Source organism: Amycolatopsis sp. PS_44_ISF1 (assembly GCF_032335455.1).
GTDB lineage: Bacteria > Actinomycetota > Actinomycetes > Mycobacteriales > Pseudonocardiaceae > Amycolatopsis.
Genome location: NZ_JANUXO010000002.1, coordinates 2,527,763 through 2,553,065 on the forward strand (window position 1 = coordinate 2,527,763; position 25,303 = coordinate 2,553,065).

General features: G+C 71.7%; 19 protein-coding genes. 6 read left to right on the forward strand and 13 right to left on the reverse strand.

What is annotated here, in order from left to right:
* Positions 1–102: 102 nt before the first annotated feature.
* Positions 103–1,074, reverse strand: coding sequence for a neutral zinc metallopeptidase (locus NYF13_RS25510; protein WP_315660169.1), 972 nt, complete (start codon positions 1,072–1,074; stop codon positions 103–105).
* Between the two features lie 118 nt (positions 1,075–1,192).
* Between NYF13_RS25510 and NYF13_RS25515 the strand changes: the two genes are divergently transcribed.
* Positions 1,193–3,205, forward strand: coding sequence for a prolyl oligopeptidase family serine peptidase (locus NYF13_RS25515; RefSeq protein WP_315660170.1), 2,013 nt, complete (start codon positions 1,193–1,195; stop codon positions 3,203–3,205).
* A gap of 53 nt (positions 3,206–3,258) precedes the next feature.
* On the opposite strand, the gene NYF13_RS25520 is transcribed toward NYF13_RS25515, so the two are convergent.
* Positions 3,259–4,146, reverse strand: coding sequence for a DNA-processing protein DprA (locus NYF13_RS25520; RefSeq protein WP_315660171.1), 888 nt, complete (start codon positions 4,144–4,146; stop codon positions 3,259–3,261).
* A gap of 166 nt (positions 4,147–4,312) precedes the next feature.
* Between NYF13_RS25520 and NYF13_RS25525 the strand changes: the two genes are divergently transcribed.
* Positions 4,313–5,134: a phosphoribosyltransferase gene (locus NYF13_RS25525; RefSeq protein ID WP_315660172.1), complete on the forward strand. Its 822-nt coding sequence runs from the start codon at positions 4,313–4,315 to the stop codon at positions 5,132–5,134.
* Between the two features lie 131 nt (positions 5,135–5,265).
* Here NYF13_RS25525 and NYF13_RS25530 read toward each other — a convergent pair whose 3' ends face one another.
* The 4 genes from NYF13_RS25530 to NYF13_RS25545 all read right to left on the reverse strand — a co-directional run bounded on the left by NYF13_RS25530 (position 5,266) and on the right by NYF13_RS25545 (position 11,295).
* Positions 5,266–5,991, reverse strand: coding sequence for a ferritin-like domain-containing protein (locus NYF13_RS25530; protein WP_315660173.1), 726 nt, complete (start codon positions 5,989–5,991; stop codon positions 5,266–5,268).
* 271 nt (positions 5,992–6,262) lie between these two features.
* Positions 6,263–9,085, reverse strand: coding sequence for a vitamin B12-dependent ribonucleotide reductase (locus tag NYF13_RS25535; RefSeq protein WP_315660174.1), 2,823 nt, complete (start codon positions 9,083–9,085; stop codon positions 6,263–6,265).
* A gap of 43 nt (positions 9,086–9,128) precedes the next feature.
* Positions 9,129–9,620 carry a transcriptional regulator NrdR gene (gene nrdR, locus NYF13_RS25540; protein WP_315660175.1) on the reverse strand — a complete coding sequence of 164 codons (492 nt, stop codon included), beginning with the start codon at positions 9,618–9,620 and terminating at the stop codon, positions 9,129–9,131.
* A gap of 928 nt (positions 9,621–10,548) precedes the next feature.
* Positions 10,549–11,295 carry a LysM peptidoglycan-binding domain-containing protein gene (locus tag NYF13_RS25545; protein ID WP_315660176.1) on the reverse strand — a complete coding sequence of 249 codons (747 nt, stop codon included), beginning with the start codon at positions 11,293–11,295 and terminating at the stop codon, positions 10,549–10,551.
* A 328-nt stretch (positions 11,296–11,623) separates the two neighbouring features.
* On the opposite strand from NYF13_RS25545, the gene lexA reads away from it, so the two are divergent.
* A complete protein-coding gene (gene lexA / locus NYF13_RS25550) occupies positions 11,624–12,340 on the forward strand; it encodes a transcriptional repressor LexA (protein ID WP_396287666.1) in 717 nt (238 codons plus the stop codon).
* Positions 12,341–12,673: 333 nt separating this feature from the next.
* Here the strand turns inward: lexA and NYF13_RS25555 are convergent, their stop codons facing one another.
* The 3 genes from NYF13_RS25555 to NYF13_RS25565 are packed head-to-tail and all read right to left on the reverse strand — an operon-like array spanning position 12,674 to position 15,731.
* Positions 12,674–13,696 (reverse strand): hypothetical protein, encoded by a 1,023-nt coding sequence (locus NYF13_RS25555; protein ID WP_396287667.1) that lies wholly within the window; start codon positions 13,694–13,696, stop codon positions 12,674–12,676.
* A 54-nt stretch (positions 13,697–13,750) separates the two neighbouring features.
* Entirely contained in the window at positions 13,751–15,184 is a 1,434-nt protein-coding gene (hflX, locus tag NYF13_RS25560) for a GTPase HflX (RefSeq protein ID WP_315660177.1), read from the reverse strand.
* Between the two features lie 43 nt (positions 15,185–15,227).
* Entirely contained in the window at positions 15,228–15,731 is a 504-nt protein-coding gene (locus NYF13_RS25565; RefSeq protein WP_315660178.1) for a helix-turn-helix domain-containing protein, read from the reverse strand.
* 61 nt (positions 15,732–15,792) lie between these two features.
* Here NYF13_RS25565 and NYF13_RS25570 point away from each other — a divergent pair, with 61 nt between their 5' ends.
* Both NYF13_RS25570 and valS read left to right on the forward strand, forming a co-directional pair.
* Positions 15,793–17,055: an MFS transporter gene (locus NYF13_RS25570; RefSeq protein WP_315660179.1), complete on the forward strand. Its 1,263-nt coding sequence runs from the start codon at positions 15,793–15,795 to the stop codon at positions 17,053–17,055.
* A gap of 10 nt (positions 17,056–17,065) precedes the next feature.
* Entirely contained in the window at positions 17,066–19,600 is a 2,535-nt protein-coding gene (gene valS, locus NYF13_RS25575; protein ID WP_315660180.1) for a valine--tRNA ligase, read from the forward strand.
* 19 nt (positions 19,601–19,619) lie between these two features.
* Here valS and dapF read toward each other — a convergent pair whose 3' ends face one another.
* Positions 19,620–20,447: a diaminopimelate epimerase gene (gene dapF / locus NYF13_RS25580; protein WP_315660181.1), complete on the reverse strand. Its 828-nt coding sequence runs from the start codon at positions 20,445–20,447 to the stop codon at positions 19,620–19,622.
* Positions 20,448–20,456: 9 nt separating this feature from the next.
* A complete protein-coding gene (gene miaA, locus NYF13_RS25585; protein WP_315660182.1) occupies positions 20,457–21,377 on the reverse strand; it encodes a tRNA (adenosine(37)-N6)-dimethylallyltransferase MiaA in 921 nt (306 codons plus the stop codon).
* 222 nt (positions 21,378–21,599) lie between these two features.
* On the opposite strand from miaA, the gene NYF13_RS25590 reads away from it, so the two are divergent.
* Complete coding sequence (locus tag NYF13_RS25590) at positions 21,600–22,913, forward strand: DUF349 domain-containing protein (protein ID WP_315660183.1); 1,314 nt, start codon at positions 21,600–21,602, stop codon at positions 22,911–22,913.
* Positions 22,914–23,001: 88 nt separating this feature from the next.
* Here the strand turns inward: NYF13_RS25590 and NYF13_RS25595 are convergent, their stop codons facing one another.
* Together NYF13_RS25595 and miaB are read right to left on the reverse strand one after the other, a co-directional pair.
* Positions 23,002–23,478 carry a hypothetical protein gene (locus NYF13_RS25595; RefSeq protein ID WP_315660184.1) on the reverse strand — a complete coding sequence of 159 codons (477 nt, stop codon included), beginning with the start codon at positions 23,476–23,478 and terminating at the stop codon, positions 23,002–23,004.
* Positions 23,475–24,968 (reverse strand): tRNA (N6-isopentenyl adenosine(37)-C2)-methylthiotransferase MiaB, encoded by a 1,494-nt coding sequence (miaB, locus tag NYF13_RS25600; RefSeq protein WP_315660185.1) that lies wholly within the window; start codon positions 24,966–24,968, stop codon positions 23,475–23,477. Before miaB ends, NYF13_RS25595 begins: the two co-directional genes overlap by 4 nt.
* Positions 24,969–25,303: the final 335 nt, after the last annotated feature.

The window sequence follows — 25,303 nt, forward strand, 5'->3', positions numbered from 1 at the left end:
GACGGGCTCTGGCCGGAGGCGGTGACCGCGGCGCGGCAGTTCACCCGAATGATCCCGGCGAGCGGACGGAGAACGGCAGTTTCGAGCCGCCGGCCGGACGGCTCAGCCGACCCGATCGGCCGGCGCGGACCAGGTGTTGCAGGCGGCCGTGGTCCCGCCGGAGAACCCGGCCTCGGCCCAGGACAGCTGGTGCGCGCGGCTGCCGTGGTCCTCGCTGTCGTCGGCCCGGCCGTAGTCGGCCACGGCGGCGTTGCCGACCGACCGGCCGACCGAGCCCTGGCCGATCGCGCTCGCGATGAACAGCGCGCCGAAGCAGTTGGCCTGCAGCTCGATCCGCCGCACGACCGCCCGGTCGGCCGGGCTGCGCTGGTCCGGGGTGGTCATCCGGTCGGCCGCCGCGGCCAGGATGCCGCTCTCGCGCTGCACGTGGTGGCCGTACTCGTGGGCGATGGTGGCGAGGTGGCGCGAGCGGTTGAGCCCGGCGTCCGAGAGCATCCAGGCGGTGGGGGCATAGATCGTGGTGTCGCCGCCACAGTAGTAGGCGACGGCCTCCTCTTTGGACGGCGCGGCCCCGCAGGTGCTGACCTTCGGCAGCGTGACCGACACCGTGGCCGGCAGCGTCGGGTCGCCGGCCCGGTCCAGCGCGGGGCGCCAGGCCTGCTCCAGGCAGCCGGCGAGCGCGCGGTAGAACCCCTGAAGCTGGGCGTCCTGCCGGCCGAGCTCGGGCAGTTCGCAGGAGACGCGCGCAAGCCGGATGCCGTCCGCGAGCAAGGGGTTAGTCTCCAGCCGGGGCCCCACCGGAGAGCCGGCCCCGGGCGAACGGCCCACGTCGGAGCGCTCCACGGTGCCGGGGACGGCGGTGGCGTAGCCGGACCGCTCGCGCGGGACCACTCCCATCAGCGCGACCGCGGCCAGGACGATCACCACCGCGACCACCCCGCCGGTCAGCCCACGACGGCGTGGCCGGGGCGACGGGACCGAGCCGGACTCGGGCCGGTAAGGGGCCGGTGGAGCGGCGGCCGGCGGCGGCCCGGCCCACCTCGATGGCCCGTCCCCCTCGGCCTGTCCGGTCACGCTCACTCCCCCTGTACGACCCGCGCTACAGCATACGGTCGCGCCCTGACCCCGGGATCACGAAACGGGAACGCCGATCCGGTGGCCGGGAACCCGCCCGTGCGGCGAGACTGTGGTCATGAGTGTCGAAGATCCGTACCTGTGGCTGGAAGACGTGACCGGCGAAGCGGCGCTGGACTGGGTCCGCGCCCGCAACGCCGGGACGCTGGAGTCGTTGACGACCGGGGAGCGCTTCACCGCGCTGCGGGACGGAATCCGGGAGGTGCTCGACGCCGACGGCCGCATCCCGTACGTCGTACGCCGCGGCGCGCACCTCTACAACTTCTGGCAGGACGCCGCGCACCAGCGGGGCCTCTGGCGGCGCACCACCCTGGAGGGCTACCGCCGGGCCGAACCCGACTGGGAGGTGCTGCTCGACCTCGACGCGCTGGCCGAGGCCGAGGGCGAGAACTGGGTGTGGAAGGGCGCGGCGGTGCTGCGTCCGGACCACCGGCTGGGCCTGGTGGAGCTGTCCCGCGGCGGGGCGGACGCGACGGTGGTCCGCGAGTTCGACCTCGACGCGCACACCTTCGTCGAAGACGGTTTCTTCCTGCCCGAGGCGAAGAACCGCGTCGGCTGGATCGACCGGGACCGGCTGTACCTCGGCACGGACTTCGGCCCGGGTTCGCTGACCAGCTCGGGGTACCCGCGACTGACCAAGGAGTGGCGCCGCGGCACGCCGGTCGAGCAGGCGACCCTGGTGTACGAGGGCAAGCCGGACGACGTCGCGGTGACCGCCTACCACGACCCGGACGAGGGGTTCGAGCGCGACTTCGTCCTCCGGTCCATCGAGTTCTACCGCTCGGAGCTGCACCAGCGGACGGCGTCCGGCCTGGTCAAGGTGGACGTGCCGGACGACGCGCGCGCCTCCGTGCACCGCGAATGGCTGCTGGTGCACCCGCGCACCCCGTGGACCGCGGGCGGCGTCGAGCACCCCGGTGGCTCGCTGCTGGCGATCGGCTACGACGCCTTCATGGCCGGCTCCCGCGACTTCACCGCGCTGTTCACCCCGGACGCGCACACCTCGCTGGACTACTGGGCCTGGACCCGCCACCACCTGCTGCTCGCGACGCTGCGCTACGTCAAGTCCGAGCTGCGCGCGCTCACCCCGGGCCCGGACGGCTGGGCGGAGGCGCCGCTGGGCGGGGCGCCCGAGTTCGGCAGCGCCGCCATCGTGGACACCGAGCCGGACGTCGACGACGCTTATTTCATCGACTCCTCCAGCTATCTGCAACCCTCGACGCTGAGCCGTGGCGTCGTCGGTGAAGAGGTGGAGGTGCTGAAGCAGGCACCCGCCTTCTTCGACACCGAGGGGATCGAGGTCGACCAGCACTTCGCGACGTCGGAGGACGGCACGAAGATCCCGTACTTCGTGGTGCGGCCTTCGGGCGCTGAAGACGGACCGACGCTGCTGACCGGCTACGGCGGCTTCGAGGTCTCGCTGACGCCCTCGTACAGCGGCGTGATCGGGCGCGGCTGGCTATCGCGTGGCGGCACGTACGTCGTGGCGAACATCCGCGGCGGCGGCGAGTACGGGCCGGAGTGGCATTCGACCGCGATCAAAGCCAACCGGCACAAGGTGTACGAGGACTTCGCGGCGGTGGCCGCCGACCTCACCGCGCGCGGCATCACCACCCCCGGCCGCCTGGGCATCCAGGGCGGCAGCAACGGCGGCCTGCTCATGGGCGTGATGCTCACGCAGTACCCGGAGCTGTTCGGCGCGGTCGTCAGCCAGGTCCCGCTGCTCGACATGAAGCGCTACCACCGGCTGCTCGCGGGCGCGTCCTGGATGGCCGAATGGGGCGACCCGGACGACCCGGCGGACTGGCGGTACATCGCGGCGTACTCCCCGTACCACAACGTCCACAAGGGACGGACGTACCCGCCGGTCCTGTTCGCCACCTCCACCCGCGACGACCGCGTGCACCCCGGGCACGCGCGCAAGATGGTGGCGCTGATGACCGAACAGGGCCACGACGTCTCGTACTACGAGAACATCGAGGGCGGCCACGGGGGCGCGGCGGACAACAAGCAACTGGCGTTCAAGTGGGCGCTGGTGTTCGAATTCCTCTGGTCCCGGCTGACCGGTTGAGCGGCTTGGCCTGGGCGGTCGGGATGCTCACGATTGCCCAGGCCAGATCGTGCTCAGAGCAAAGGCAACTGCGGAGCCTCGTCGGACCGCACTCGGTGGAGGCTCTCGGCCAGCGCTGCCCGATCGGCGACTGGCTGTGCGCCCGCGGCCAACAACTGCTCATTACCGTCGTGGACGCTGCCGGCCCCCGCCAGCACAAAAACGGGCCGGCCTCCGCGAAGTGCGGCTTGACCCGCTTTCACTGTGCCGCCGGAACCGCGGGCCTCGACGACGACCAGCGCACGACTCAGCCCGATGACCACCTGGTTCCTTGCCATAGCAGCACCCGCTGTCCACCTCTGCGACGGCGGAAACTGTGACACCACCAGGAACCCCCGATCGATGGCCTCGCCCACACTTCGATACTCGGCCCTCAGCTTGAACTGGTCGATGCCCTCAGCGAGAACCGCGACCGTGCCTGCACCCGCGCTCAATGCCGACAGGTGGCCTTCGGTGTCCACTCCCTTGGCGTAACCCGAAACCAGAACTCCGGAGAGACTGGCAACCTCTTCGCCGCAAGCGCGGGCCGCGCGCAGCCCCTCCTCACTCGCGTTCCTCGATCCGCTGAGACCGATTGAGTACTGGTCGAGGCAGTCGAGCAAGCCTCGGTAGAACAACGCCGGGGGGGAACCGGCGAAGCTTCGAAGTCCCGCCGGAAACCGCGGGGCATCGCACATCAGGGCTCGCACCCCTGAGCCGAGCAGCCGCTCGGCCTCGGCCCGGGCGTTCTCCCGCTCAGAGCTCGGCAGCTGCCCGATCAGGGCGTGCATTTGAGTTCGGCCATGCTGCGACAAGTACTTGACAGCGCTGCGGGGGCCACCGGCAGCCCTGGGTGCGAGAAGCGCCAGCTCGATTTCCGTTGCGGCAGCCTCGAGACTGTCAACTGGCTGATTCTTCGTCATTCGCACCCCCAGCGTCGTTAAGTCAGTTTTTCAGCAGCTCTTCGACCATCTCACAGCAGATTTGAAAAACCCGCACTCAGTGGCCAGCTAAGTGAGATTATCACCACCGCCGCCAACGCCGACCCGTCCCCGCCCGCCTGCGATGGCCAGGGAAAGGAAGAGTCCCTTGACAACGACGCAGCCTTATCAGCCCGATCGGCGGGCCAATCGATTGACCGCCTACCAGCTCGTGAAGTCCAACGACGTCCACACCTTGAAGATTCAAGGCTCCCAGGACGTAATCGATCACGTCGTGGGAGCCTGGCCTCGACTCGTGGCCCGGCCGGCGGCCGGCGACGACAAGAACCGATGGTCAGGTCTGCTTCGCATGGACTTCGAGCCCAACGAAGACCTGAGGGCCTTCCTTGAATTCATGACTGAAGCTCTCGCCCTCAGAGTCAAGATCCCCGCCAGCCCCGACGGGGCATTGGCGCTGGACTTCTACAGCAAATCCACGGCCGACGACCCGCAGCGACGGGAATACACCCAGGTGGCCAGAGCGATCCGCGTCGCGAAGCGATACCAGTGGGCGAGCGACGAGGCCGCCTCGGAGGCAGAGCAGTTCCTGGCGAACCGCATGATCGACGCAATTCGCCGCCATCCCTGGTACCAAACAGCCACCCGGATCGTTGCTGCCCCGGGACACACACCGGAGGCCGGGACGAGCACGCGCCTTGCCGAAGCCCTGAGCAGCCATTTCGACAAGCCACTCGTCGAGGTGAGAACACGGCACCAGTACCGGCCCGCCACCAAGGACATGTCTCCCCACGAACGCGGGAGCTTGACCGGGGAGTTCCGCATCTTCGAAGATCTGACCGACCGGACGGTGCTGATCATCGACGACATCTACCACACTGGGAGCACGTTGACCGGGCTCGCCAGGGCAGCCAAGCGGGTGGGCGCGAAGACCGTTCTCGGCCTGGTGGCCGCTCGCAACGTCCGGCTCTGACGGACGATGAGACGCACCCAGGACGAAGGCCCCTTCGACCTGGGCCAACCGAACACAAGCCAGTCAGACGGGGAACAGGAGCAGCTCTTGTTGAAGTGAACGCCGGAGTTCCTCGGGCCTGCCCGGAGCCCTCAGACCAGTCCCCGAGGCCGGGCCCGGCGCGGCCACGGCCGTACCCGCGCCGGGCCATTCCGTCCGCAGTGGACGTCCACCAGAACTCGCTCGAACCGTTCCAGCACCCCGGCGGCGAACGCGATCCGCGTGAGGCCCAGCTTCCGCAGCGCGGACCCGTGGTCGAGCAGCACCACCGCGAGCGCACCGGCGAGCAGCACCCGCCAGCCGAACGCGACGGCCTTGCCGGTCGGCCCGCCGAATTCGCCGTGCAGCCGGTCGCAGTGGAACGGCACGTGCCGTTCCTCGTCGGCCAGGATGCGCGCCGCGACCTCCCGGGTCAGCGGATCGTCGACGCCGTCGCGCAGGGCCCGGTAGTAACGCAGGGCCACGACTTCGGCGATGAGCAGCACCATCAGCTCCAGCCGGAGCCCGAGCGCGCGCCGAAGCTGGACGAACACGGCGTCGGACCAGTGCGCGTCGATCGTAGTGGTGCCGGACGCCTCCAGCAGCCGGGCGAGCAGCCGCGCGTGGTTCTGCTCCTCGGCCACGAAGAGCGCGACCGCCTCCTGGTACCGCCCGTCCGCCTTGGCCAGCAGGTTCGCCCCGTCCCCGGATTCCCCGACTTGAAACCGCTGCACGCTCCGCGCCACCGCCGGATCCAGCCGTGCGCCCCGGTCCCACTCGGGCTCCGGCCGCACCTGGCGCCGCTGTGCTTCCACCGTGAATTCTTCCAACCAGTCCACGGCACCGACCCTGCCCGGCCGATACGGGGGCGGGGCGGAGGAAATGGGGAGATCCGGTGGGGAACCGGCGGACGGCTCCGCACCACGCTCGCGAGGCCGCCGTCCCGGCTGAACGGCGAGCGGTCCGGGTCCGGGCGATGGCGTTGCCGGACGATCAGGGCCGATCCGCGGGCGTCGGGGCCAGCACGCTTTCTGCGGCCAGGGCCGACCCCGGCCGGGTCACGACGTCACCGGAGGCCGACGGGTTCGGCCGGCCCCCGGTGACGTCGGCTCAGCTACAGCCGGAGGTGGCGCCGCAGCCTTCGCAGGCGTAGCAGGCGCCCGCGGGACGCATCTTGGTCCCGCAGGTCATGCACAGCGGCGCGTCCGCGGCCTTGCCCAGGTGCAGTTCCATCAGCTCGGTCGTGCTCCGCACGTCGAGCGCGGCCGGGTCCGAAATGGACGGTGCCACCGGGGCCGACGCGTCGACGCCGGTGCGCAGCCCCTCCAGGTCGGCGTTCGGCCCGCCGTAGCTCGCCTCGACCTCGGCCGAGCGCTCGTCGGCGGTGAAGATGCCGAGCTGCGAGCGCTTCTCGTAGGGCAGGTAGTCCAGGGCCAGGCGGCGGAACAGGTAGTCCATCACGCTGGTGGCGATCCGGATGTCCGGGTCGTCGGTCAGGCCCGCCGGTTCGAAGCGCAGGTTGGAGAACTTCGAGACGTAGAACTCCAGCGGGATCCCGTACTGCAGCCCCACCGAGATCGACATGGAGAAGGCGTCCATCACCCCCGACAGCGTGGAGCCCTGCTTGCCGAGCTTCACGAAGATCTCGCCGAGGCCGTCGTCCGGGTACGAGCCGGCGTGCAGGTAGCCCTCGGCCCCGCCGACGGTGAAGGAAACCGTCTGGCTCGGGCGCTTCTTCGGCAGCCGGCGGCGCACGGGGCGGTACTCCACCGCCTTCTCCGGCTCGGCCTCGGCTGTCTCCCCCTTCTTCTTCCCGGTGGACAGCGGCTGGCCGACCTTGCAGTTGTCCCGGTAGATCGCCAGCGCCTTGAGGCCCAGCTTCCAGCCCTGGTAGTAGATCTCCTCGACCTCTTCGACGGTGGCCGTCTCCGGCATGTTCACCGTCTTGGAGATGGCCCCGGACAGGAACGGCTGCACCGCGGCCATCATCCGGACGTGGCCCATCGGCGCGATCGAGCGCTCGCCGACCGCGCAGTCGAACACCTCGTAGTGCTCGGGGCGCAGGCCCGGCGCGTCGACCACGTGGCCGTGCTGCGCCACGTACTCGACGATCGCCTCGACCTGCTCGCCGGGGTAGCCCAGCACCTCGAGCGCGCGCGGCACGGTCTGGTTGACGATCTGCATCGAGCCGCCGCCGACCAGCTTCTTGAACTTCACCAGCGAGAAGTCCGGCTCGATGCCGGTGGTGTCGCAGTCCATCATGAAGCCGATGGTCCCGGTGGGCGCGAGCACCGAGGCCTGGGCGTTGCGCCAGCCGTGCCGCTCGCCCAATTCGTTGCCACGCCGCCATTCCTCGCCGGCCAGCGCGCGGACCGCCGCGTCGTTCGAATGGTGCGTGCGGACCAGTTCGTTCGCCGCCGCGTGCTTGCGCATCACGCGCTGGTGCGCTTCGGCGTTGCGCGCGTAGCCCTCGTACGCGCCGACGGCCTTGGCCAGCTCGGCCGAACGACGGTAGGAGACCCCGGTCATCAGCGAGGTGATCGAAGCGGCGAGCGCTCGGCCGCCCTCGGAGTCGTACGCGTGGCCCAGCGCCATCAGCAGGGCGCCGAGGTTGGCGTAACCGATGCCGAGCTGGCGGAACTTTCGGGTGGTCTCGCCGATCGGATCGGTCGGGAAGTCGGCGAAGCAGATCGAGACGTCCATCGCGGTGATGACGAACTCGACCGCCTTCGCGAACAGCGGCGCGTCGAAGGTGCCTTCGGCCGAGACGAACTTCAGCAGGTTCAGCGACGCCAGGTTGCAGCTGGAGTTGTCCAGGTGCATGTACTCGCTGCACGGGTTGGACGCGGTGATCCGGCCGGACTCGGGGCAGGTGTGCCAGTCGTTGATCGTGCCGTCGTACTGCACGCCGGGGTCGGCGCACTCCCACGCCGCCTGCGCCATGGTGCGGAACAGCTTCTTGGCGTCGACGCGCTCGACCTCCTCGCCGCCGAGCCGGGCGCGCAGCGCGAACGGCCCGCCGGTCTCGACCGCCTGCATGAACTCGTCGGAGACGCGGACCGAGTTGTTGGCGTTCTGGTACTGCACCGAGGAGATGTCGGCGCCGGAGAGGTCCATGTCGAACCCGGCGTCGCGCAGGACCTTGATCTTGGTCTCTTCCCGGGCCTTGGTCTGGATGAACTCCTCGATGTCCGGGTGGTCGACGTCGAGCACGACCATCTTCGCCGCGCGCCGGGTGGCGCCGCCGGACTTGATCGTGCCCGCGGACGCGTCGGCGCCGCGCATGAACGACACCGGGCCCGACGCGGTGCCGCCGGAGGTCAGCAGTTCCTTCGAGGAGCGGATGCGGGAGAGGTTGAGGCCCGCGCCGGAGCCGCCCTTGAAGATCAGGCCCTCCTCGCGGTACCAGTTGAGGATCGACTCCATCGTGTCGTCGACGGCCAGGATGAAGCAGGCCGAAACCTGCTGCTTCGACGCCGTGCCGACGTTGAACCAGACCGGCGAGTTGAAGCTGAAGACCTGGTGCAGCAGCATCCAGGTGAGCTCGTGCTCGAAGACCTCGAGGTCGGACGGCCCGGCGAAGTAGGAGTGCTCGGCCGCGGCCTCGACGTAGGACTTCACCACGCGGTCGATGAGCTGCTTGAGGCTGCTCTCGCGCTGCGGCGTGCCGATCGCGCCGCGGAAGTACTTGCTGGTGACGATGTTCGTGGCGTTGACCGACCAGGACCCGGGGAACTCGACCCCGCGCTGCTCGAAGTTCACGCTGCCGTCGCGCCAGTTGGTCATCACCACGTCGCGCTGCTCCCAGGCGACCTCGTCGTACGGGTGCACGCCCTCGGTGGTGAAGACCCGCTCGACGGTCAAGCCGCCGCCACCGGGCTTCTTCTTGCTGCGCCCGGCCGCCGCTGCGCCGGTTCCCACGGTTTCGGTCATCGGGTCTCTTCCCCTCAACTCCCGCGCGCGGCCGGCGACTGGCTCAATCGCCTTCGGCGCGCTTGCTTCCTTCTTCCGCAGCCGCACCCGCCATGGCCTGACGCAGGTCCGAGATCTCCTTCTCGAAGTCCTCGACCGAGGAGAACGAGCGGTAGACGCTGGCGAACCGCAGGTACGCCACTCCGTCGAGCTCACGCAGCGGGCCCAGGATCGCCAGGCCGACCTCGTGACTCGGGATCTCCGCCAGCCCGGCGGAGCGGATCGACTCCTCCACGCGCTGCGCGAGCTTCTGCAACGCGTCGTCGTCGACCGGCCGGCCCTGGCACGCCCGGCGGACGCCGTTCACCACCTTGTCCCGGCTGAACTGCTCGGTGACGCCGGAACGCTTGACGACGGCGAGCACCATCGTCTCCGACGTGGTGAAGCGCCGACCGCACTGCGCGCACGAGCGCCGCCGCCGGATCGCCTGACCCTCGTCCACCTCTCGGGAGTCGACGACCCGAGAGTCCGCATGCCGGCAGAACGGGCACCTCATCCGCCGATCACCTTCCCCTCACACACCGGCCGACTCCGCCACCGTCCGGCCCCTGCCGCCACGCTACGGCCTGGGTCACGAGCCCCCCGCACGACCCCGCGCCTGGTGCTCGATCTGTGGACAGCCGGTGGATGAACGCCGGTCGGCTGTGGACAACCGACTTCGAGTCTACCCCAACCTGTGGACCAACTACAGCGGTGCAACTACTAGATATAGGGGTAGACCCTAGGACGCGTTGGGGGTGGGGGCAAGCGGTGGAGGGAGAAAGACCCCAGAGGGTGACGGGCGCTGGTCCAGCCCGCGGGCGGCGGGGGTTTTCAGAGGATGGTCGGCGGTCAGGCTGGCGCCGGATGGGCGGTCGGTGAACGGAGGCACTCGGCAGGTACGCGACGGCGAGCATCGACGGGCGCGGGGCGGTCCGAAGCCACGGAAACGGCGGGTATCAGTGGCCGGGAAGCGATCTGAAGCTTCGAAGACGGCGGGCATCGTCGGCTGCGGCTGGTCCAGATCCATGGAGACGGCGCGCATCCGAGGCCACCAGGCGGGCAAGAGCTACAGGGACGGCGGGCATCGGCGGTCACGGACGCATCCGGAGTCATCAGCACTGTCGACCCAGCTTGGCGAGACGGCAGCCCTTACGGCTTTACCCGGCGAATCGGCAGCACTCTGGACACAGCCCGGCGAAACGGCGGCACTCTGGGAACTGCCCGGCGAATAGACAGCGCTCTAGACATTGCCCGGACAAAAGGCAGTACTCCGGACGCTGCCCGGCGAATCGCTCCGCTGGCGTTCTCCTGGAACCCCCGGACCATCGCGGAGACTGTCCACCGAGGACTCAACCGGGTAAAGGCTCACCGGCCGCGCCGATCGCGGCGACCATGCCCGGTGGCCGCCGTGCCCCCTTTCTCCCCGGTCCGGCGTGGCGGGGTCACGAACCCAGCCCGGTGCCCGCGGCGACCGGGACGGTCAGGGGCAGGCCCGGGGTCAGCACGGCGCCGTCCAGGTTGTTGAGCTGCTCGATGCGGGTGACCACCGCCGCTTGGTCGCTATTGGGGGCGAAGCGGGCGGCGATCGCGGACAGGGTGTCGCCCGGTTCGACCGAGATCGAGGCGGTGCCGGACGGGACGGCGCCGCCGGGGGCGCCCGCGCCGAAGACACCGAGGGCGGTGACCACCAGGCAGGCGGCCGCGGCGATGGCCAGCAGCCAGGGCCAGCGGACGGCCGGGCGGCGAGCCTCGGCGCACGCGGCGGGAGTGCCCGTGCGGCCCGCGACGACACGCGCACGGGTCGGCGGGCGTAGGGATTCCCCACGGCGTTCGCGGGCTACCCGGGCCGGGACGGCGGGACCGGGCTCGGCCAGGCTCAGCGCCGCCGGACGGCGACGGGCGAGGGCGGCCTCGGCTTTCCGCCGGAGCGGTGCGACCCGACGATCGGCTTCCCCCCGCAGTGGGGCAGCCCGGCGACCAGCCTCGGCACGAACCGGGACGGCCTCGCGACCGGTCTCTCCGCGCGTAGGAGCGGCCTCGCAATCGGCCTCCTCCCGGGGCGGAGCGACCTCGCGAACCGCCTGCCCGCGCACCAGGGCGGCCCGGCGGGCCACCTCCCGCCGGGTGGGCGCGGACTGCCGGACGGGGCGAAGCGGGCGGACCAGCCCGCGGTCGGCCAGGATCGACATGGCGAACCTCCTCATGACCTGCTGTTCGGTTCGATCCCGCTCCGTGCGACGCCCTCACCGGCGACGATGTGGTCGAGGTCGAACAGGCGTTCTATCGAACGCCCGTGCGAAGGTCTACCATCCCGCACCGACAAAATCGAGAGGACACGGCGTGTCGATCGAACAGATGTTTGAAATCGTCGTTACCGGCGGCTAACGTCGGCAACCAGGACATCTGCCGGGCAGATGTCGCCGGCGAGCGCGCCCGCAGCAGCGGGTGCCGGCCGGCGGACGCGGGAACGCGCGGGACGCCGTGAGCGGCGACCGCGGGACGGCTGGAGGATACGCAGTGGCCAAGGAGAGCAAGGCGGGCACCACGCCCGGCGGCCCGGGCAAGGTGAGCGCCCTGCCCGAGATCTACGACGTGGACGAAACGCTCACCGTGCGTCAGCAGCAGGTGCTGGACGTGATCCGGTCCTGGGTGAGCCGGTTCGGCTATCCGCCGAGCGTCCGGGAGATCGGCGAAGCGGTCGGGCTGACCTCGACCTCTTCGGTGTCGCACCAGCTTCGCTCGCTGCAGCGCAAGGGTTATCTGCGCCGGGACGCGAACCGCCCGCGCGCGGTCGGCGTGCTGTCGACCACCGACGACAACCCGATGGGCATCGAGATCGACCAGCAGCCGTCCATGCCGAAGGCGGCCTACGTGCCGCTGGTGGGCCGGATCGCCGCGGGTGGGCCGGTGCTCGCGGAGCAGGCCATCGAGGACGTTTTCCCGCTGCCGCGCGAGATCGTCGGCGAGGGCGAGCTGTTCCTGCTCAGCGTCACCGGCGATTCGATGGTCGACGCGGCCATCACCAACGGCGACTGGGTGGTCGTCCGCCAGCAGCCGACGGCCGACAACGGCGAGATCGTCGCGGCGATGATCGACGGCGAGGCCACGGTGAAGACGTTCAAGCGCAAGGACGGCCACATCTGGCTGATGCCGCACAACGACGCCTACGAACCGATCGCCGGCGACGACGCCACGATCCTGGGCAAGGTCGTCGCGGTCCTGCGCCGCCTCTGAACCCGGCCGCGCGGGTGAGGACGGGCGCCCGGCCCGGCCGGGCCCACGGGGGCGGCGAGGGCCTGGCCGCACTCTTGTTCCGGCGCCCGTCTCCGGGGGCGGGGCCGGAACCGCCGTCTGAGAGGACCGGTTCAGCAACCGAACCCTTCGGCCGCCGACTCGCTCGGTTAGCCGAATCCCCTCGGTCGTCGAATCCCCTCGGTCAGCCGACCCCGCCGGACGGCCGACTCCACCGCGGCCGACGGACCGTTTCGTCGGACGGGCTCGCCTGGTAGCCGGGCCGTTCGGAGCACCTCCGCCACCGGAGTCCGCGCAGGACGGACGAGACCGGTATCAGCGGCGCCGAAGCTTCCGCACCAGGAACCAGCCACCGAAGACCACCAGCACCGCGAACGCCGCCGCCGGCAGCGGGGGTAGTCCCCCGCCGGACGGGGAGCGGGATTCCCCCGCGGAGGCATCGGCCGCCTGGTTCCCTGCGGCAGCACTCAACGGAGCGGCAACCAGCGAAGCGGCACCCTTCGCCGCGCGCACCGGCTGGCCGATTCCCTCTCCGGCCGACAGCAGCGTGCCGTCGGGTTCGAACGCCACCGCCTCGCCCTGTTTTTCCCCCGCCAGGGGGATACGCACGGGCGTGCGCTCGAGCGCTGCGGCGACGTCGCCGTCTGGCGCGGCGTACAGGTAGGCGTCGGTGTACGTGCGCAATGCGACCACGGTGCCGTCCGCGCTGGTCGCGCCGCCCGTCACCAACACCGAGCCGAAAGCGCCCACCGGGCCGCCCTGGGTGTCGGTGGACCGGATGCGGACCGAGCCGGTCTGCTCCAGCGGGGTCGGGCCCGGGGTCGCGAGCGGGCCGGTCGGACGGTACACCTTCGCGTCGCCCAGGATGTCCTTGGTGACCAGGTACGGCGTGCCGGACCGGTCGAGCAGCAGGGCCTCGGTGTCGTGCGGGCCGTCCGGGTAGGTCAGCCGGTGCAGCTTCGCCCCGCCGCCGGAGGGCTTCAGCTCCAGCAACGCCACCGTGGCCCGCTTCTTGCCGTTGTCCCCGGTGTCGGCGAGCCAGAGCGTGCCGTCGGGCGCGCGGGCGAGGTCCTCGACGTCGTACGGGTCGGTGTTCGCGGTGAGCACGTCCTGCACGGTGCACGAGCGGTCCAGCACGAACACCTCGACCTCGGTCCCGCCGTCGTTGACCGCGTACCACCGTGCGCCGTCGGAGACCAGTCCGGAAAGCTCGGTCACCCGCGGATCCGTCACCTGGCAGAGCCCAGAGGCCACAGTGGGCGCTGGGGTCACAGAAGACACAGCCCCGGCGGGCTGGGCACCGAGCAGCAGGAAGAACGCCGCGAGGACGAAGCGCACCGGCTCACCTCCGTAGTGTGCGACCGGGATCAGCCGCACACTACGGAAGACGCGCTAACGGGGGGTGGAGTTGGTCTCGAACTGGTGCAGCGCGGCCGCGAGGTCCGGGTGGACCCGCACGAGCAGCCGGGTGCCGTCCTCGACGTGCTCCTCTTCCAGCACTTCGCCGTCCTTGTGGGCACGGGCCACGAGCTCACCCCGCGTGTACGGGACCAGCGCGTCGACCACCACCTCCGGGCGCGGGAGCCGTTCGGCCAGCACCTCGGCCAGCTCCGGGATGCCCGCGCCGGTGCGCGCGGAGACCAGCACCGAGCCGGCCAGCTGGTGCCGCAGCCGGGCCAAGGTGACCTGGTCGGCCGCGTCGGCCTTGTTGATCACCAGCAGCTCCGGCGGGAGCGGCTCCTGGCGGGTGCGGGTGATCTCGCCGAGCACCTCGCGCACCGCGTTCACCTGCTCCTCGGGCGCCGGGTCGGCGCCGTCCACGACGTGCAGCAGGAGATCGGCGTCGGCCGCCTCCTCCAGCGTCGAGCGGAACGCGTCCACGAGCTGGTGCGGCAGGTGCCGCACGAAGCCGACGGTGTCGGTGAGGGTGAAGGTGCGCCCGTCCGCCGTCTGCGCCCGCCGGGTGGTCGGGTCCAGGGTGGCGAACAGCGCGTCCTCGACCAGCACTCCCGCGCCGGTCAGCGCGTTGAGCAGGCTGGACTTGCCGGCGTTGGTGTAGCCGACGATGGCCACGCTGGGCACTTCGTTGGCCACGCGCCGGCCGCGCTTGGTCTCGCGGATGGTGTCCATCGCGGCGATCTCGCGCCGCAGCTTGGACACCCGCTTGTTGATCCGCCGCCGGTCGGTCTCGAGCTTGGTCTCACCGGGACCGCGCAGGCCCACGCCGCCGTTCGCGCCGCCGGCGCGGCCACCGGCCTGCCGGGACAGCGATTCACCCCAGCCGCGCAGCCGCGGGATGAGGTACTGCAGCTGGGCCAGCTCGACCTGCGCCTTGCCCTCCTTGGAGGAGGCGTGCTGGGCGAAGATGTCGAGGATCAGGGCGGTCCGGTCGATCACCTTGACCTTGACCTTCTGCTCGAGCTGGCGCAGCTGCCCGGGCGAGAGCTCGCCGTCGCAGATCACCGTGTCGGCGCCGGTCGCGACGACCACGTCCCGCAGCTCCCGCACCTTGCCGGAGCCGATGTAGGTGGCCGGGTCCGGCTGCACGCGCCGCTGGACCAGTCCTTCGAGCACCTCGGAGCCCGCGGTCTCGGCCAGCCGGGCCAGCTCCGCGAGCGAGGCGTCGTTCTGCTCGGCCGTGCCGCCGGCCCACACGCCGACCAGGACGACCCGTTCCAGCCGCAGCTGCCGGTACTCGACCTCGGTGACGTCCGCGAGCTCGGTGGACAGGCCCGCCACCCGGCGGAGCGAGGCGCGGTCCTCGAGCTCCATCTCGCCGGTGGACGGATCTTCCTCGTTGTGGTCCTTGTGTGTCAGTTCTGTCATCGTGCCTCCATGCTCCCACGATTCCGCGCGGGAGCCGAGTGGATTACCTGCTCGGATAAATCGCGAAGTAGACCGCGGTGCGGTCCCGGCCGGGCGCGGCGGGCCGGTGGATGAACTCGTCGAGCAGCCCGGCGAGCCGCTCCTTGAACTCCGCGACGTCCTCCGGCGGGACCTGGAAGACCGCTCGGGCGGAGTCCACCTCCCCGGGCCCGGCCTCGGCCAGCTCGGCCAGGTACGCCTCCAGCATCGCCTCACCGACCGGCTCCCGGCCGGTGTCGTGGTCGAGCAGCCACGAAAGCCCGGTCGAGAGGTACGGGATCTCCTTCGCACCGCGGGCGCCCCGCCGTGGCTCCTGGGGGGCCAGGAAACCGTTCTCCACCAGCTTGCGCACGTGGTGCAGCATCGTCGCCGGATCGCGTCCCAGCCGCTCGGCCAGCTCCTTGTTGGTCATGGCCTCGAAGGAGGTCAGCCGGATCACGCGCAGGCGCAGCCCGGACGCGAGCGCGGCGGCCTCGGCCTCCGTCGGGGGACGTCGTTTCGTCGGCACCACCCCAGCCTAGGACGTCGAGTGATTGACAGTTTCCAATCACTGAAAGACACTCGATCAGGTGAGTAGGGATTCGCTGTTCTTCCACGCGGACTTCCGCCGGCTGTGGGCCGCGGACACCGCGAGCCAGTTCGGGATGTTCGTCGGCGCCACCGCCGTGCCGCTGCTGGCGGCGGCGACGCTGGCCGCCTCGCCGTTCGAGATGGGCCTGCTGACCACGGCCGAGACGCTGGGCTTCCTGCTGATCGGGCTGCCCGCCGGGGTGTGGGTGGACCGGTGGCCGCGCCGCCCGGTGATGCTGACCGCCGACCTGGTGCGCGCGGGGCTGGTGCTGAGCATCCCGGTGGCCGGGTGGACGGGCGTGCTGACCATGGCGCACCTGCTCGTCGTGGTGCTGCTGACCGGGCTGGCCACGGTGTTCTTCGACGTCGCCTACCAGGCCTACCTGCCCGCGCTGGTCGGCCGCGCGCGTCTGCTGGAGGGCAACGCGAAGCTGCAGGCGGTCCAGTCCACCGCGCAGATCGCCGGGCCGAGCGCGGCCGGGGCGCTGGTCCAGCTCATCGGCGCGGCCGGCACGGTGTTCGGCACCGGGCTCGGCTACCTCACCTCGGCGCTGTGCCTGGGGCGGATCCGCGCCAGACCCAGCGCCGAGCCCGGGCCGGAGCGCACCGGGAGTGAACGGCTGCGGCCGCAGATCGCCGAGGGCCTGCGGTTCGTCTTCGCCGACCGGCCGCTGCGCGCGATCGTCGCCTGCACCGCCACGGCCAACCTGTTCGGCGCCGCCGCGCAGGCGGTGGAGGTGCTGTTCCTGACCCGCACGGCCGGGTTGTCCCCGGCGGCGGTCGGCGGGCTGCTGGCGGCCGGCGGGGTCGGCGGCGTCCTCGCCGCGGTGTGCTCGGGCGCGATCATCCGCCGGGTCGGCCAGGCGCGGTCGATCTGGCTGCTCCCGCTGCTGGTCTGGCCGGGCAACCTGCTGGTGCCGCTGGCCGGTCCCGGCTGGCGGACCGCGCTCGCCGGGTTCGGGCTGGCCGCGGCCGGGTTCGGCGTGATCCTGTACAACGTCGCGCAGGTCTCCTACCGCCAGGCCATCACCCCGGACCGGCTGCTGGGCCGGATGAACGCCAGCGTGCGGTTCGTCGTCTGGGGCGCGATGCCGCTGGGCGGGCTGCTGGGCGGGGTGCTCGGGGAATCCCTCGGGCTGACCGGCGCGCTGTGGATCGCGATGACCGGCCAGCTCGCCGGGGCGCTGTGGGTGGTCTGCTCCCCGCTGCGGCGGATGCGGGACCTCCCGGCCACGGCGGAGGGCGTCCGGGCGTCGGCCTAGAGTTCGGGGCATGAACGGTGCTCCCAACCCCAGCCCCCAAGTCCCGGACAAGGTCGGTGTCGACGGTCTGGAGGCGAAGTGGGTACCGGTATGGGAGAACGAAGGCGTCTACCGGTTCGACCGCGCGAAGCAGCGTGAAGACGTCTACTCGGTCGACACCCCTCCGCTGACGGCGAGCGGCTCGCTGCACATCGGGCACGTCTTCTCCTACACCCACACCGATCTCGTCGCGCGGTACCAGCGGATGCGCGGGCGCGAGGTGTTCTACCCGATCGGCTGGGACGACAACGGCCTGCCGACCGAACGCCGGGTGCAGAACCACTTCGGCGTGCGCTGTGAGCCCTCGCTGCCGTACGAGCCGGGCTTCCGGCCGCCGGAGAAGCCGGGCAAGAACGCGGTCCCGGTGTCGCGCCGCAACTTCGTCGAGCTGTGCCAGGAGCTTTCGCAGACCGATGAGAAGGTCTTCGAGGACGTCTGGCGCCGCATCGGGCTTTCCGTCGACTGGAGCACGGCGTACCAGACGGTCGACCCGGCCACGACGCAGATCTCGCAGCGCGCCTTCCTGCGCAACCTCGCGCGCGGCGAGGCGTACCAGCGCGAGGCGCCGACGCTGTGGGACGTCACCTTCCGCACCGCCGTCGCCCAGGCCGAGCTGGAGGACCGCGAGCGGCCCGGGGCGTACCACGACCTGGTGTTCCGCACGGCCGGCCACGCCGAGGTGCTGATCTCCACCACGCGCCCGGAGCTGCTGCCCGCGTGCGTCGCGCTCGTGGCGCACCCGGACGACGAGCGGTACCAGGCGCTGTTCGGCGAGACCGTGCGGACGCCCGTGTTCGGGGTCGAGGTGCCGGTGCGCGCGCACCACCTCGCCGATCCCGGGAAGGGCACCGGCATCGCGATGGTGTGCACCTTCGGCGACACCACGGACGTGACCTGGTGGCGCTCGCTGCAACTGGAGACGCGTCCGGTGCTGGGCCGCGACGGGCGCTTCCTGGCCGAAGCGCCGCACGGCGTGCCGGCCGAGGCGTACGCGCCGCTGGCCGGCAAGACCGTCCACACGGGACGCCAGATCCTGGTGGACCTGTTGCGCGACAACGGCGCGCTGCGCGGTGAGCCGCGGCCGATCACGCACCCGGTGAAGTTCTACGAAAAGGGTGACAAGCCGCTGGAGATCGTCACCAGCCGCCAGTGGTACGTCACGGGCGGCGGGCGGGACGAGCGGCTGCGCGGGCGGCTGCTCGACCGCGGCGCCGAGCTGGACTGGGTGCCGCCGCACATGCAGGTCCGCTACCGCAGCTGGGTCGAGGGCCTGACCAGCGACTGGCTGATCAGCCGCCAGCGGTTCTTCGGCGTGCCGATCCCGCTCTGGTACCCGCTGGACGCCGGCGGCGAGCCGGACCACGGCGCCGTGCTGGTGCCCGGGGACGCGAGCCTGCCGGTCGACCCCAGCACCGACGTGCCGCCGGGGTACACCGCGGACCAGCGTGACGTGCCGGGTGGTTTCACCGCCGAGGCCGACGTGATGGACACCTGGGCCACGTCCTCGCTCACCCCGCAGATCGCCGGCCGCTGGAGCCTGGACGACGACCTGTTCCGCCGCGTGTTCCCGTACGACCTGCGGCCGCAGGCGCACGAGATCATCCGCACCTGGCTGTTCTCCACGGTCGTGCGCGCGGAGCTGGAGGAGGGCGTGCTGCCGTGGCGCCGCGCGGCGATCTCCGGCTGGGTGCTCGACCCGGACCGCAAGAAGATGTCGAAGTCGGTGGGCAACGTCGTGACCCCGGCCGACCTGCTGGAGAAGTACGGCTCGGACGCGGTGCGGTACTGGGCGGCGAGCGCGCGGCCCGGCGTCGACACGGCCGTGGACGAGGGCCAGATGAAGGTGGGCCGCCGGCTGGCGACGAAGCTGCTCAACGTGAGCCGGTTCGTGCTCGGCCTCGGGCTGCCCTCGGCGGACGCGGTGGCTTCGGAGCCGTTGGACCGTTCGGTGCTGGCGGCGTTGTCCTCGGTGGTCGCGGAGGCGACGGCGGCGTTCGAAGCACTCGACTACGCGCGGGCGCTCCAGCTGAGCGAGACGTTCTTCTGGACGTTCTGCGACGACTACGTGGAGCTGGTGAAGGGCCGCGCCTACGGCGACCGCGGCGAGGCGGCGGCGCAGTCCGCGCGGGCGGCGCTGGCCACGGCGCTTTCCGCGGTGGTGCGGCTGTTCGCGCCGTTCCTGCCTTACGCGACCGAAGAGGTCTGGTCGTGGTGGCAGGCGGGCTCGGTGCACCGCGCGCCGTGGCCCGGGACTCTGGAGACCGAGGGCGACCCGGCCCTGCTGACGCTGGCGGGCACGGTGATCGCGGCGGTGCGGCGGGCGAAGACGGACGCGAAGGTGTCCATGCGCGCGAGCGTGGAAGCCCTGACCGTGACCGCCACGCCCGAGGTGCTGGCCGGATTCGGCGCGGTCGAGGCCGACATCCGGACCGCGGGCACGGTGGCCGCGGTGGAGACCCGGGCCGGTGCGGGCGAGCTGGCGGTCGAGGTGACGATCGGCGCCTGACCGGAGCCGCCGCCGGTGCTCACCCGCCGGCGGCGGCCCACCAGTCTTCGTCGAGTTCGCCGCGGGCCACGAGCTGCGCGGGCCCGGTCAGGGTGGAGGCGCCGCGGGCCACGGTGACCTGCACGCGACCGCCCGGGACGTCGACCGCGGAGGAGCCCGTGTCGGTGCCCGCGAGGTGCAGGGCGGCGGCCACGGCGGCGACCGTACCGGTGCCGCAGGCGCGCGTCTCCCCCACGCCGCGCTCGTGCACGCGCATCCGGAGCGCGCCTTCACCCAGCCGGTTGATGAACTCGAGGTTCACCCCGGCGGGGAAGAAGTCGTGGTCGAAGTCGGGCTGGTGCTCCAGGTTCAGCCCGGCCACGTCGTCGTCGAGCACGGAGACCAGGTGCGGGTTGCCCACGTCCACGGCCACGCCGGAGAACGGGCGGCCCGCCACCACCGTCACCGAGGTGCCGGTGATCGCCGCTGGTCCCATGTGGACGGTCACCGAGCGGTCCGGGTGGACCTCCACCGGCCGGTCGCCCGCGCGGGTGCCGACGACGAACCCGCCCACCCCGGCCAGGCCCGCCTCGACCAGGTAGCGCGCGAACACCCGCACGCCGTTGCCGCACATCTCGGCGATCGAGCCGTCGGCGTTGCGGTAGTCCATGAACCACTCGCCCCGCGACTCCAGGCCCGCCACGCCCGACCGCACGACGCGCAGCACGCCGTCCGCGCCCAGCCCTCGCTGCCGGTCGCACAGCGCCGCCACCCGCGCCGGCGTCAGGTCCAGGCGGCCGGCGGCGTCGGGCAGCAGCACGAAGTCGTTCTGCGTGCCGTGGCCCTTGAGGAATTCGATGCCGCCCATGGCTCCAGGTTACCGGCCGAGAACGGCGAGTACGCGTCCGGCCAGACCCTCGCCGGCGCCGTCGAACCACTGGATCCGCCGGTCCCGCCGGAACCAGGAGCGCTGGCGCCGCACGAAGCGCCGGGTGGCCTGTGCGGTCGCCGCGGCCGCCGCCGCGAAGTCCGCTTCGCCGTCCAGCTCCGCGAGCACCTGCTGGTAGCCCAGAGCGCGCGAAGCCGTCTTCCCCTCGCGCAGCCCGCGCTCGATCAGCATCCGGACTTCGTCGACGAGGCCGCCCTCGAACATCCGCTCGACCCGCAGGTCCACGCGCGCGTCCAGCTCGGCGGGCGCACGGTCGACGCCGACCAGCACGGTCCCGTAGCGCGCCGGCCCGGGCTTGGGCAGGTTGGCCGAGAAGGGCTCGCCGGTGATCTCGATGACCTCCAGCGCCCGCACGATCCGGCGGGTGTTGGTCGGCAGGATCGCGGCGGCCGCGGCCGGGTCGCGCTGTGCCAGCCGGGTGTGCAGCGAGGCCGGGCCGAGTCGCGCCGCCTCCTCGTCGAGCTTCGCGCGCACGGCCGGGTCGGTGCCGGGGAACCGCAGGTCGTCCAGCACGGCCTGGACGTACAGGCCCGAACCGCCGGTCAGCACCGGGACGCCGCCCGCGGCCAGCACTTCCTCGATCCGCCGCCGGGCGTCGCGCTGGTAGGCGGCGACCGAGGCGGTCTCGGTGACGTCGAGGACGTCGAGCAGGTGGTGCGGTACCCCGCGGCGCTCGGCCTCGGTGGCCTTCGCGGTGCCGAGGTCCATGCCGCGGTAGAGCTGGAGCGCGTCGGCGTTGACGACCTCGCCGCCCAGCGCCAGGGCCAGCTCGACGGCCAGCGCCGTCTTCCCGGTGGCCGTGGGTCCGACGACGGCCACCGGGGGCAGCGGCTGAGCAGGGCTGATCACGCCGGTTGACGCTACCTGGACGGGTAGCGCCTGCGGACACGGAGCGTCCCGGAGAAGTAGGATCACTGGCTTCGGGCGGCTCATCCGGTACCACGGTGGGCCCCGGAGCTGCTTGAATGCCGAGTGGGACCCCATGTCCCCGTAGCACCACCGCGTAACCCGGCCCCGCCGCACCGGCGGGGCGCCCGCACCAGCGGGCGTACAGGCGATAAGGAGCCTGCGATGGCCCAGGAGAACACGTCCACCGGCACCCCGGCACCGCACCCGGTGCCGCACGCGCACGGCGGCGGGCACACCGCCCCGCCGGTTCCGCCCGCCGAGCCGTCCCCGTCCACCTGGGGCCGGGTCGACGCCGAGGGCACTGTCTTCGTCTTCACCGCCGACGGCGAGCGATCGGTGGGGGTCTGGCAGGCGGGCAGCCCGGAAGAGGGACTGGTCCACTACGCCCGCCGGTTCGACGACGTCCGCACCGAGGTCGAGCTGCTGGAGACCCGGCTGCACTCCGGCGCCGGCGACCCGAAGCACGCGCTGTCCACCGCCACGCAGCTGCGCGAGGGCCTGGCCGAATCGGCCGTGGTCGGCGACCTGACCGCGCTGGGCGCCCGCCTCGAGTACGTGATCGGCGTGGCCGAGAAGGCGCTGGCCCACGTCAAGCAGGAGCGCGAGGAAGCCCGCGCGGCCGCCGTCACGCGCAAGCAGGAGCTGGCCGAAGAAGCCGAGCGGATCGCCGCCGAGTCGACGCAGTGGAAGGCCGCGGGCGACCGGCTGCGCACGATCCTGGACGAGTGGAAGACGGTCAAGGGCGTCGACCGCAAGACCGACGACGAGCTGTGGAAGCGGTTCTCCAAGGCGCGCGAGGCGTTCAACCGCCGCCGCGGCTCGCACTTCGCCGAGCTGGACAAGCAGCGGGCCACGGCCAAGCAGCGCAAGGAGGAGCTGATCGCGGAGGCCGAGTCGATGGCCGAGTCGGACGACTGGGGCGCCACCGCGGGCCGGTACAAGGACCTGATGACCGAGTGGAAGGCCGCCGGACGCGCGCCGAAGGACAGCGACGAGGCGCTCTGGCAGCGTTTCCGCGCGGCCCAGGACGCGTTCTTCGCCCGCCGTTCGTCGGTGTTCTCCGAGCGCGACGCCGAGTTCTCCGGCAACGCCGCCCGCAAGGAGGAGCTGCTGGTCGAGGCGGAGAAGATCGACGTGGCGGCCAACCTCGAAGCGGCGAAGAACGCGCTGCGCAAGGTCCAGGAGCAGTGGGACGAGATCGGCAAGGTGCCGCGCGAGCGCATCCGCGAGCTGGACGGCCGGCTCAAGGCGGTGCAGGACGCGGTGAAGTCGGCCGAGGACAGCCGCTGGCGCCGCACCGACCCGGAGGCGCAGGCGCGGGCCGCGCAGTTCCGCGAGCGGGTGGAGCAGTTCGAGTCGCAGGCGGCCAAGGCCCGCGCGGCCGGGGACGAGCGCCGGGCGAAGAAGGCCGACGAGCAGGCCGCGCAGTGGCGCGAGTGGATGGAGGCGGCGGAGGCCGCGATCGCCGACCGCTGACCGTCACGCGGAAGAGGGCCCCGTCACCGTGGTGACGGGGCCCTTTTCCGCGTTGGAGGGCCGACGGTGCCGGGGCCGACCGCGGAATTCAGGCGCGCGAGAAGGCGGTGCGCATCCACAGGGTGGCCAGCACGATCGTGGCCACCCAGGCGATGATCAGGCCGAGGCCCGGGCCGCCGCCGGCCGCGCCCGAGGCGTGGGCGGACTGCTGGGACCAGACCGCGAGCAGGCCGTCGACCGAGGCGAACCAGCCGCCCGCGGCGCAGCACCAGGAGACCCACCAGCGGCGCGTCACCAGGCCCAGCGCCCCGGCCAGCACGCCGATCACGGTGGACGTCGCGGCGAACAGCTGCGGGATGCCGCCGCCCTGGCCGGCCAGCACCTCGAACCCGCGGTGCTCACCCACCCACGGCAGGAGCTGCGCGACCAGCAGCACGAAGATGAACACGGCGATGGTGAAGCCGCGACGGCCCAGTTCGACCGTGCGCGAAGCCCGCTGGCCCGCTTCGTCGATCTCCTCGGCCAGCCGCGAGCCCACCTCGGCTGAGGTTCCGGGTTCGGTCACAGTGCACACCCACTCACCGGGGCGGGCTGCGCCGCCGGGGCTCCGAAGCCCGGCAGTCCCAGCGTGACCCCATTCGTCTTGGGCCGAAGACCGGCTTCGGCGTTGTCCCCCGCCCGGGTGCGGCGGTGGGTCAGCAGCTCACCGTCGGCGACCAGGTGGTGCGGGGCGCCGTAGCTGATCACGGTCTCCACCACGTCGCCCGGGCGCACGGAACCGTCCACGGCCGGACCGTCCGGGGTGAAGTGCACCAGCCGCCCGTCGCGCGCGCGGCCGCTCATCCGGTGCGTGGCGGCGTCCTTGCGGCCCTCGCCCGCGGCGACCAGCAGCTCGACCCGGCGGCCGACCAGGTTCCGGTTCTCCGCCCAGGCGATCTCGTCCTGCAGTTCGACCAGGCGCTCGTAGCGCTCCTGCACCACCGCCTTCGGCAGCTGGCCGGCCATCGTGGCGGCCGGGGTGCCGGGGCGCTGCGAGTACTGGAAGGTGAACGCGCTGGAGAACCGCGCTTCGCGCACCACGTCCAGCGTGGCCTGGAAGTCCTCCTCTGTCTCGCCGGGGAAGCCGACGATGATGTCGGTGGTGATGGCCGCGTCCGGCATCGCGGCGCGGACCTCTTCGAGGATCTTGAGGTAGCGGCCGGAGCGGTAGGAGCGGCGCATCTCGCGCAGCACCCGGTCGGAGCCGGACTGCAACGGCATGTGCAGCTGGGGGCAGACGTTCGGCGTCTCGGCCATGGCGTCGATCACGTCGGAGGTGAACGCGGCCGGGTGCGGTGAGGTGAACCGCACGCGCTCCAGTCCGCCGATCCCGCCGCAGGCGCGCAGCAGCTTGCCGAACGCGAGCCGGTCGCCGAACTCGACGCCGTAGGAGTTCACGTTCTGCCCGAGCAGGGTCACTTCGAGCACGCCCTCGGCCACCAGGGCCTCGACCTCGGCCAGGATCTCGCCCGGGCGCCGGTCGCGCTCCCGGCCGCGCAGCGACGGCACGATGCAGAACGTGCAGGTGTTGTTGCAGCCGACCGAAACCGACACCCAGCTCGCGTACGACGATTCGCGGCGGGCGGGCAACGTCGAGGGGAACGTCTCCAGCGACTCGAGGATTTCGACCTCGGCCTCGGCGTTGTGCCGCGCGCGCTCCAGCAGCGCCGGCAGCGAGCCGAGGTTGTGCGTGCCGAACACGACGTCGACCCACGGCGCCCGCTTGACGATCTCGCCGCGGTCCTTCTGCGCCAGGCAGCCCCCGACGGCGATCTGCATGTCCGGGTTCGCGGTCTTGTCCGGGCGCATGTGACCGAGCGTGCCGTACAGCTTGTTGTCCGCGTTCTCCCGGACCGCGCAGGTGTTGAACACGACCAGGTCCGGCTTCGCCGTGCCGTCCGCGGCGACGTAACCGGCCTCTTCGAGCTGGCCGGCGAGCCGTTCGGAATCGTGCACGTTCATCTGGCAGCCGAAGGTCCGGATGGAGTACGTCCTGGACTGCTGGTTCTCGCTCATCGTGATCCAGGGTAGACCTGCCCCCACCTGCGTCTTGGCGTCCCCTCCCAGCTCATGAGCATCCACGGTCTCAGCTGGGCGAAGGGGCACGGCGCGTTCCGGTGAGATGACCGACGGGTGCCCACGGTCTGAAGCAACCCAGCCGGCGCCCCTCCAGGAACGACCGACGATCCGCCGGACATACCGGGTGGCCGGCCAGTCATCGTCGGCGTCGTTCACCCTCGCCGCGACCGTCCGCGGCCCCGTCACCCAGCAGTCCGCGGCGGCCGGACAGCCGGTCTACCGACTGCGATCCCGAGCCTTCTCATCAGGATGAACGACCACGGCCTGTCCCG

Coding starts and splice junctions, on each gene's coding strand:
- NYF13_RS25515 (WP_315660170.1), top strand. CDS start 1,193: ATGAGTGTCGAAGATCCGTACCTGTGGCTGGAAGACGTGACCGGCGAA.
- NYF13_RS25520 (WP_315660171.1), bottom strand. CDS start 4,146: ATGACGAAGAATCAGCCAGTTGACAGTCTCGAGGCTGCCGCAACGGAA.
- NYF13_RS25535 (WP_315660174.1), bottom strand. CDS start 9,085: ATGACCGAAACCGTGGGAACCGGCGCAGCGGCGGCCGGGCGCAGCAAG.
- nrdR (WP_315660175.1), bottom strand. CDS start 9,620: ATGAGGTGCCCGTTCTGCCGGCATGCGGACTCTCGGGTCGTCGACTCC.
- NYF13_RS25545 (WP_315660176.1), bottom strand. CDS start 11,295: ATGTCGATCCTGGCCGACCGCGGGCTGGTCCGCCCGCTTCGCCCCGTC.
- hflX (WP_315660177.1), bottom strand. CDS start 15,184: ATGACAGAACTGACACACAAGGACCACAACGAGGAAGATCCGTCCACC.
- valS (WP_315660180.1), top strand. CDS start 17,066: ATGAACGGTGCTCCCAACCCCAGCCCCCAAGTCCCGGACAAGGTCGGT.
- dapF (WP_315660181.1), bottom strand. CDS start 20,447: ATGGGCGGCATCGAATTCCTCAAGGGCCACGGCACGCAGAACGACTTC.
- NYF13_RS25590 (WP_315660183.1), top strand. CDS start 21,600: ATGGCCCAGGAGAACACGTCCACCGGCACCCCGGCACCGCACCCGGTG.
- miaB (WP_315660185.1), bottom strand. CDS start 24,968: ATGAGCGAGAACCAGCAGTCCAGGACGTACTCCATCCGGACCTTCGGC.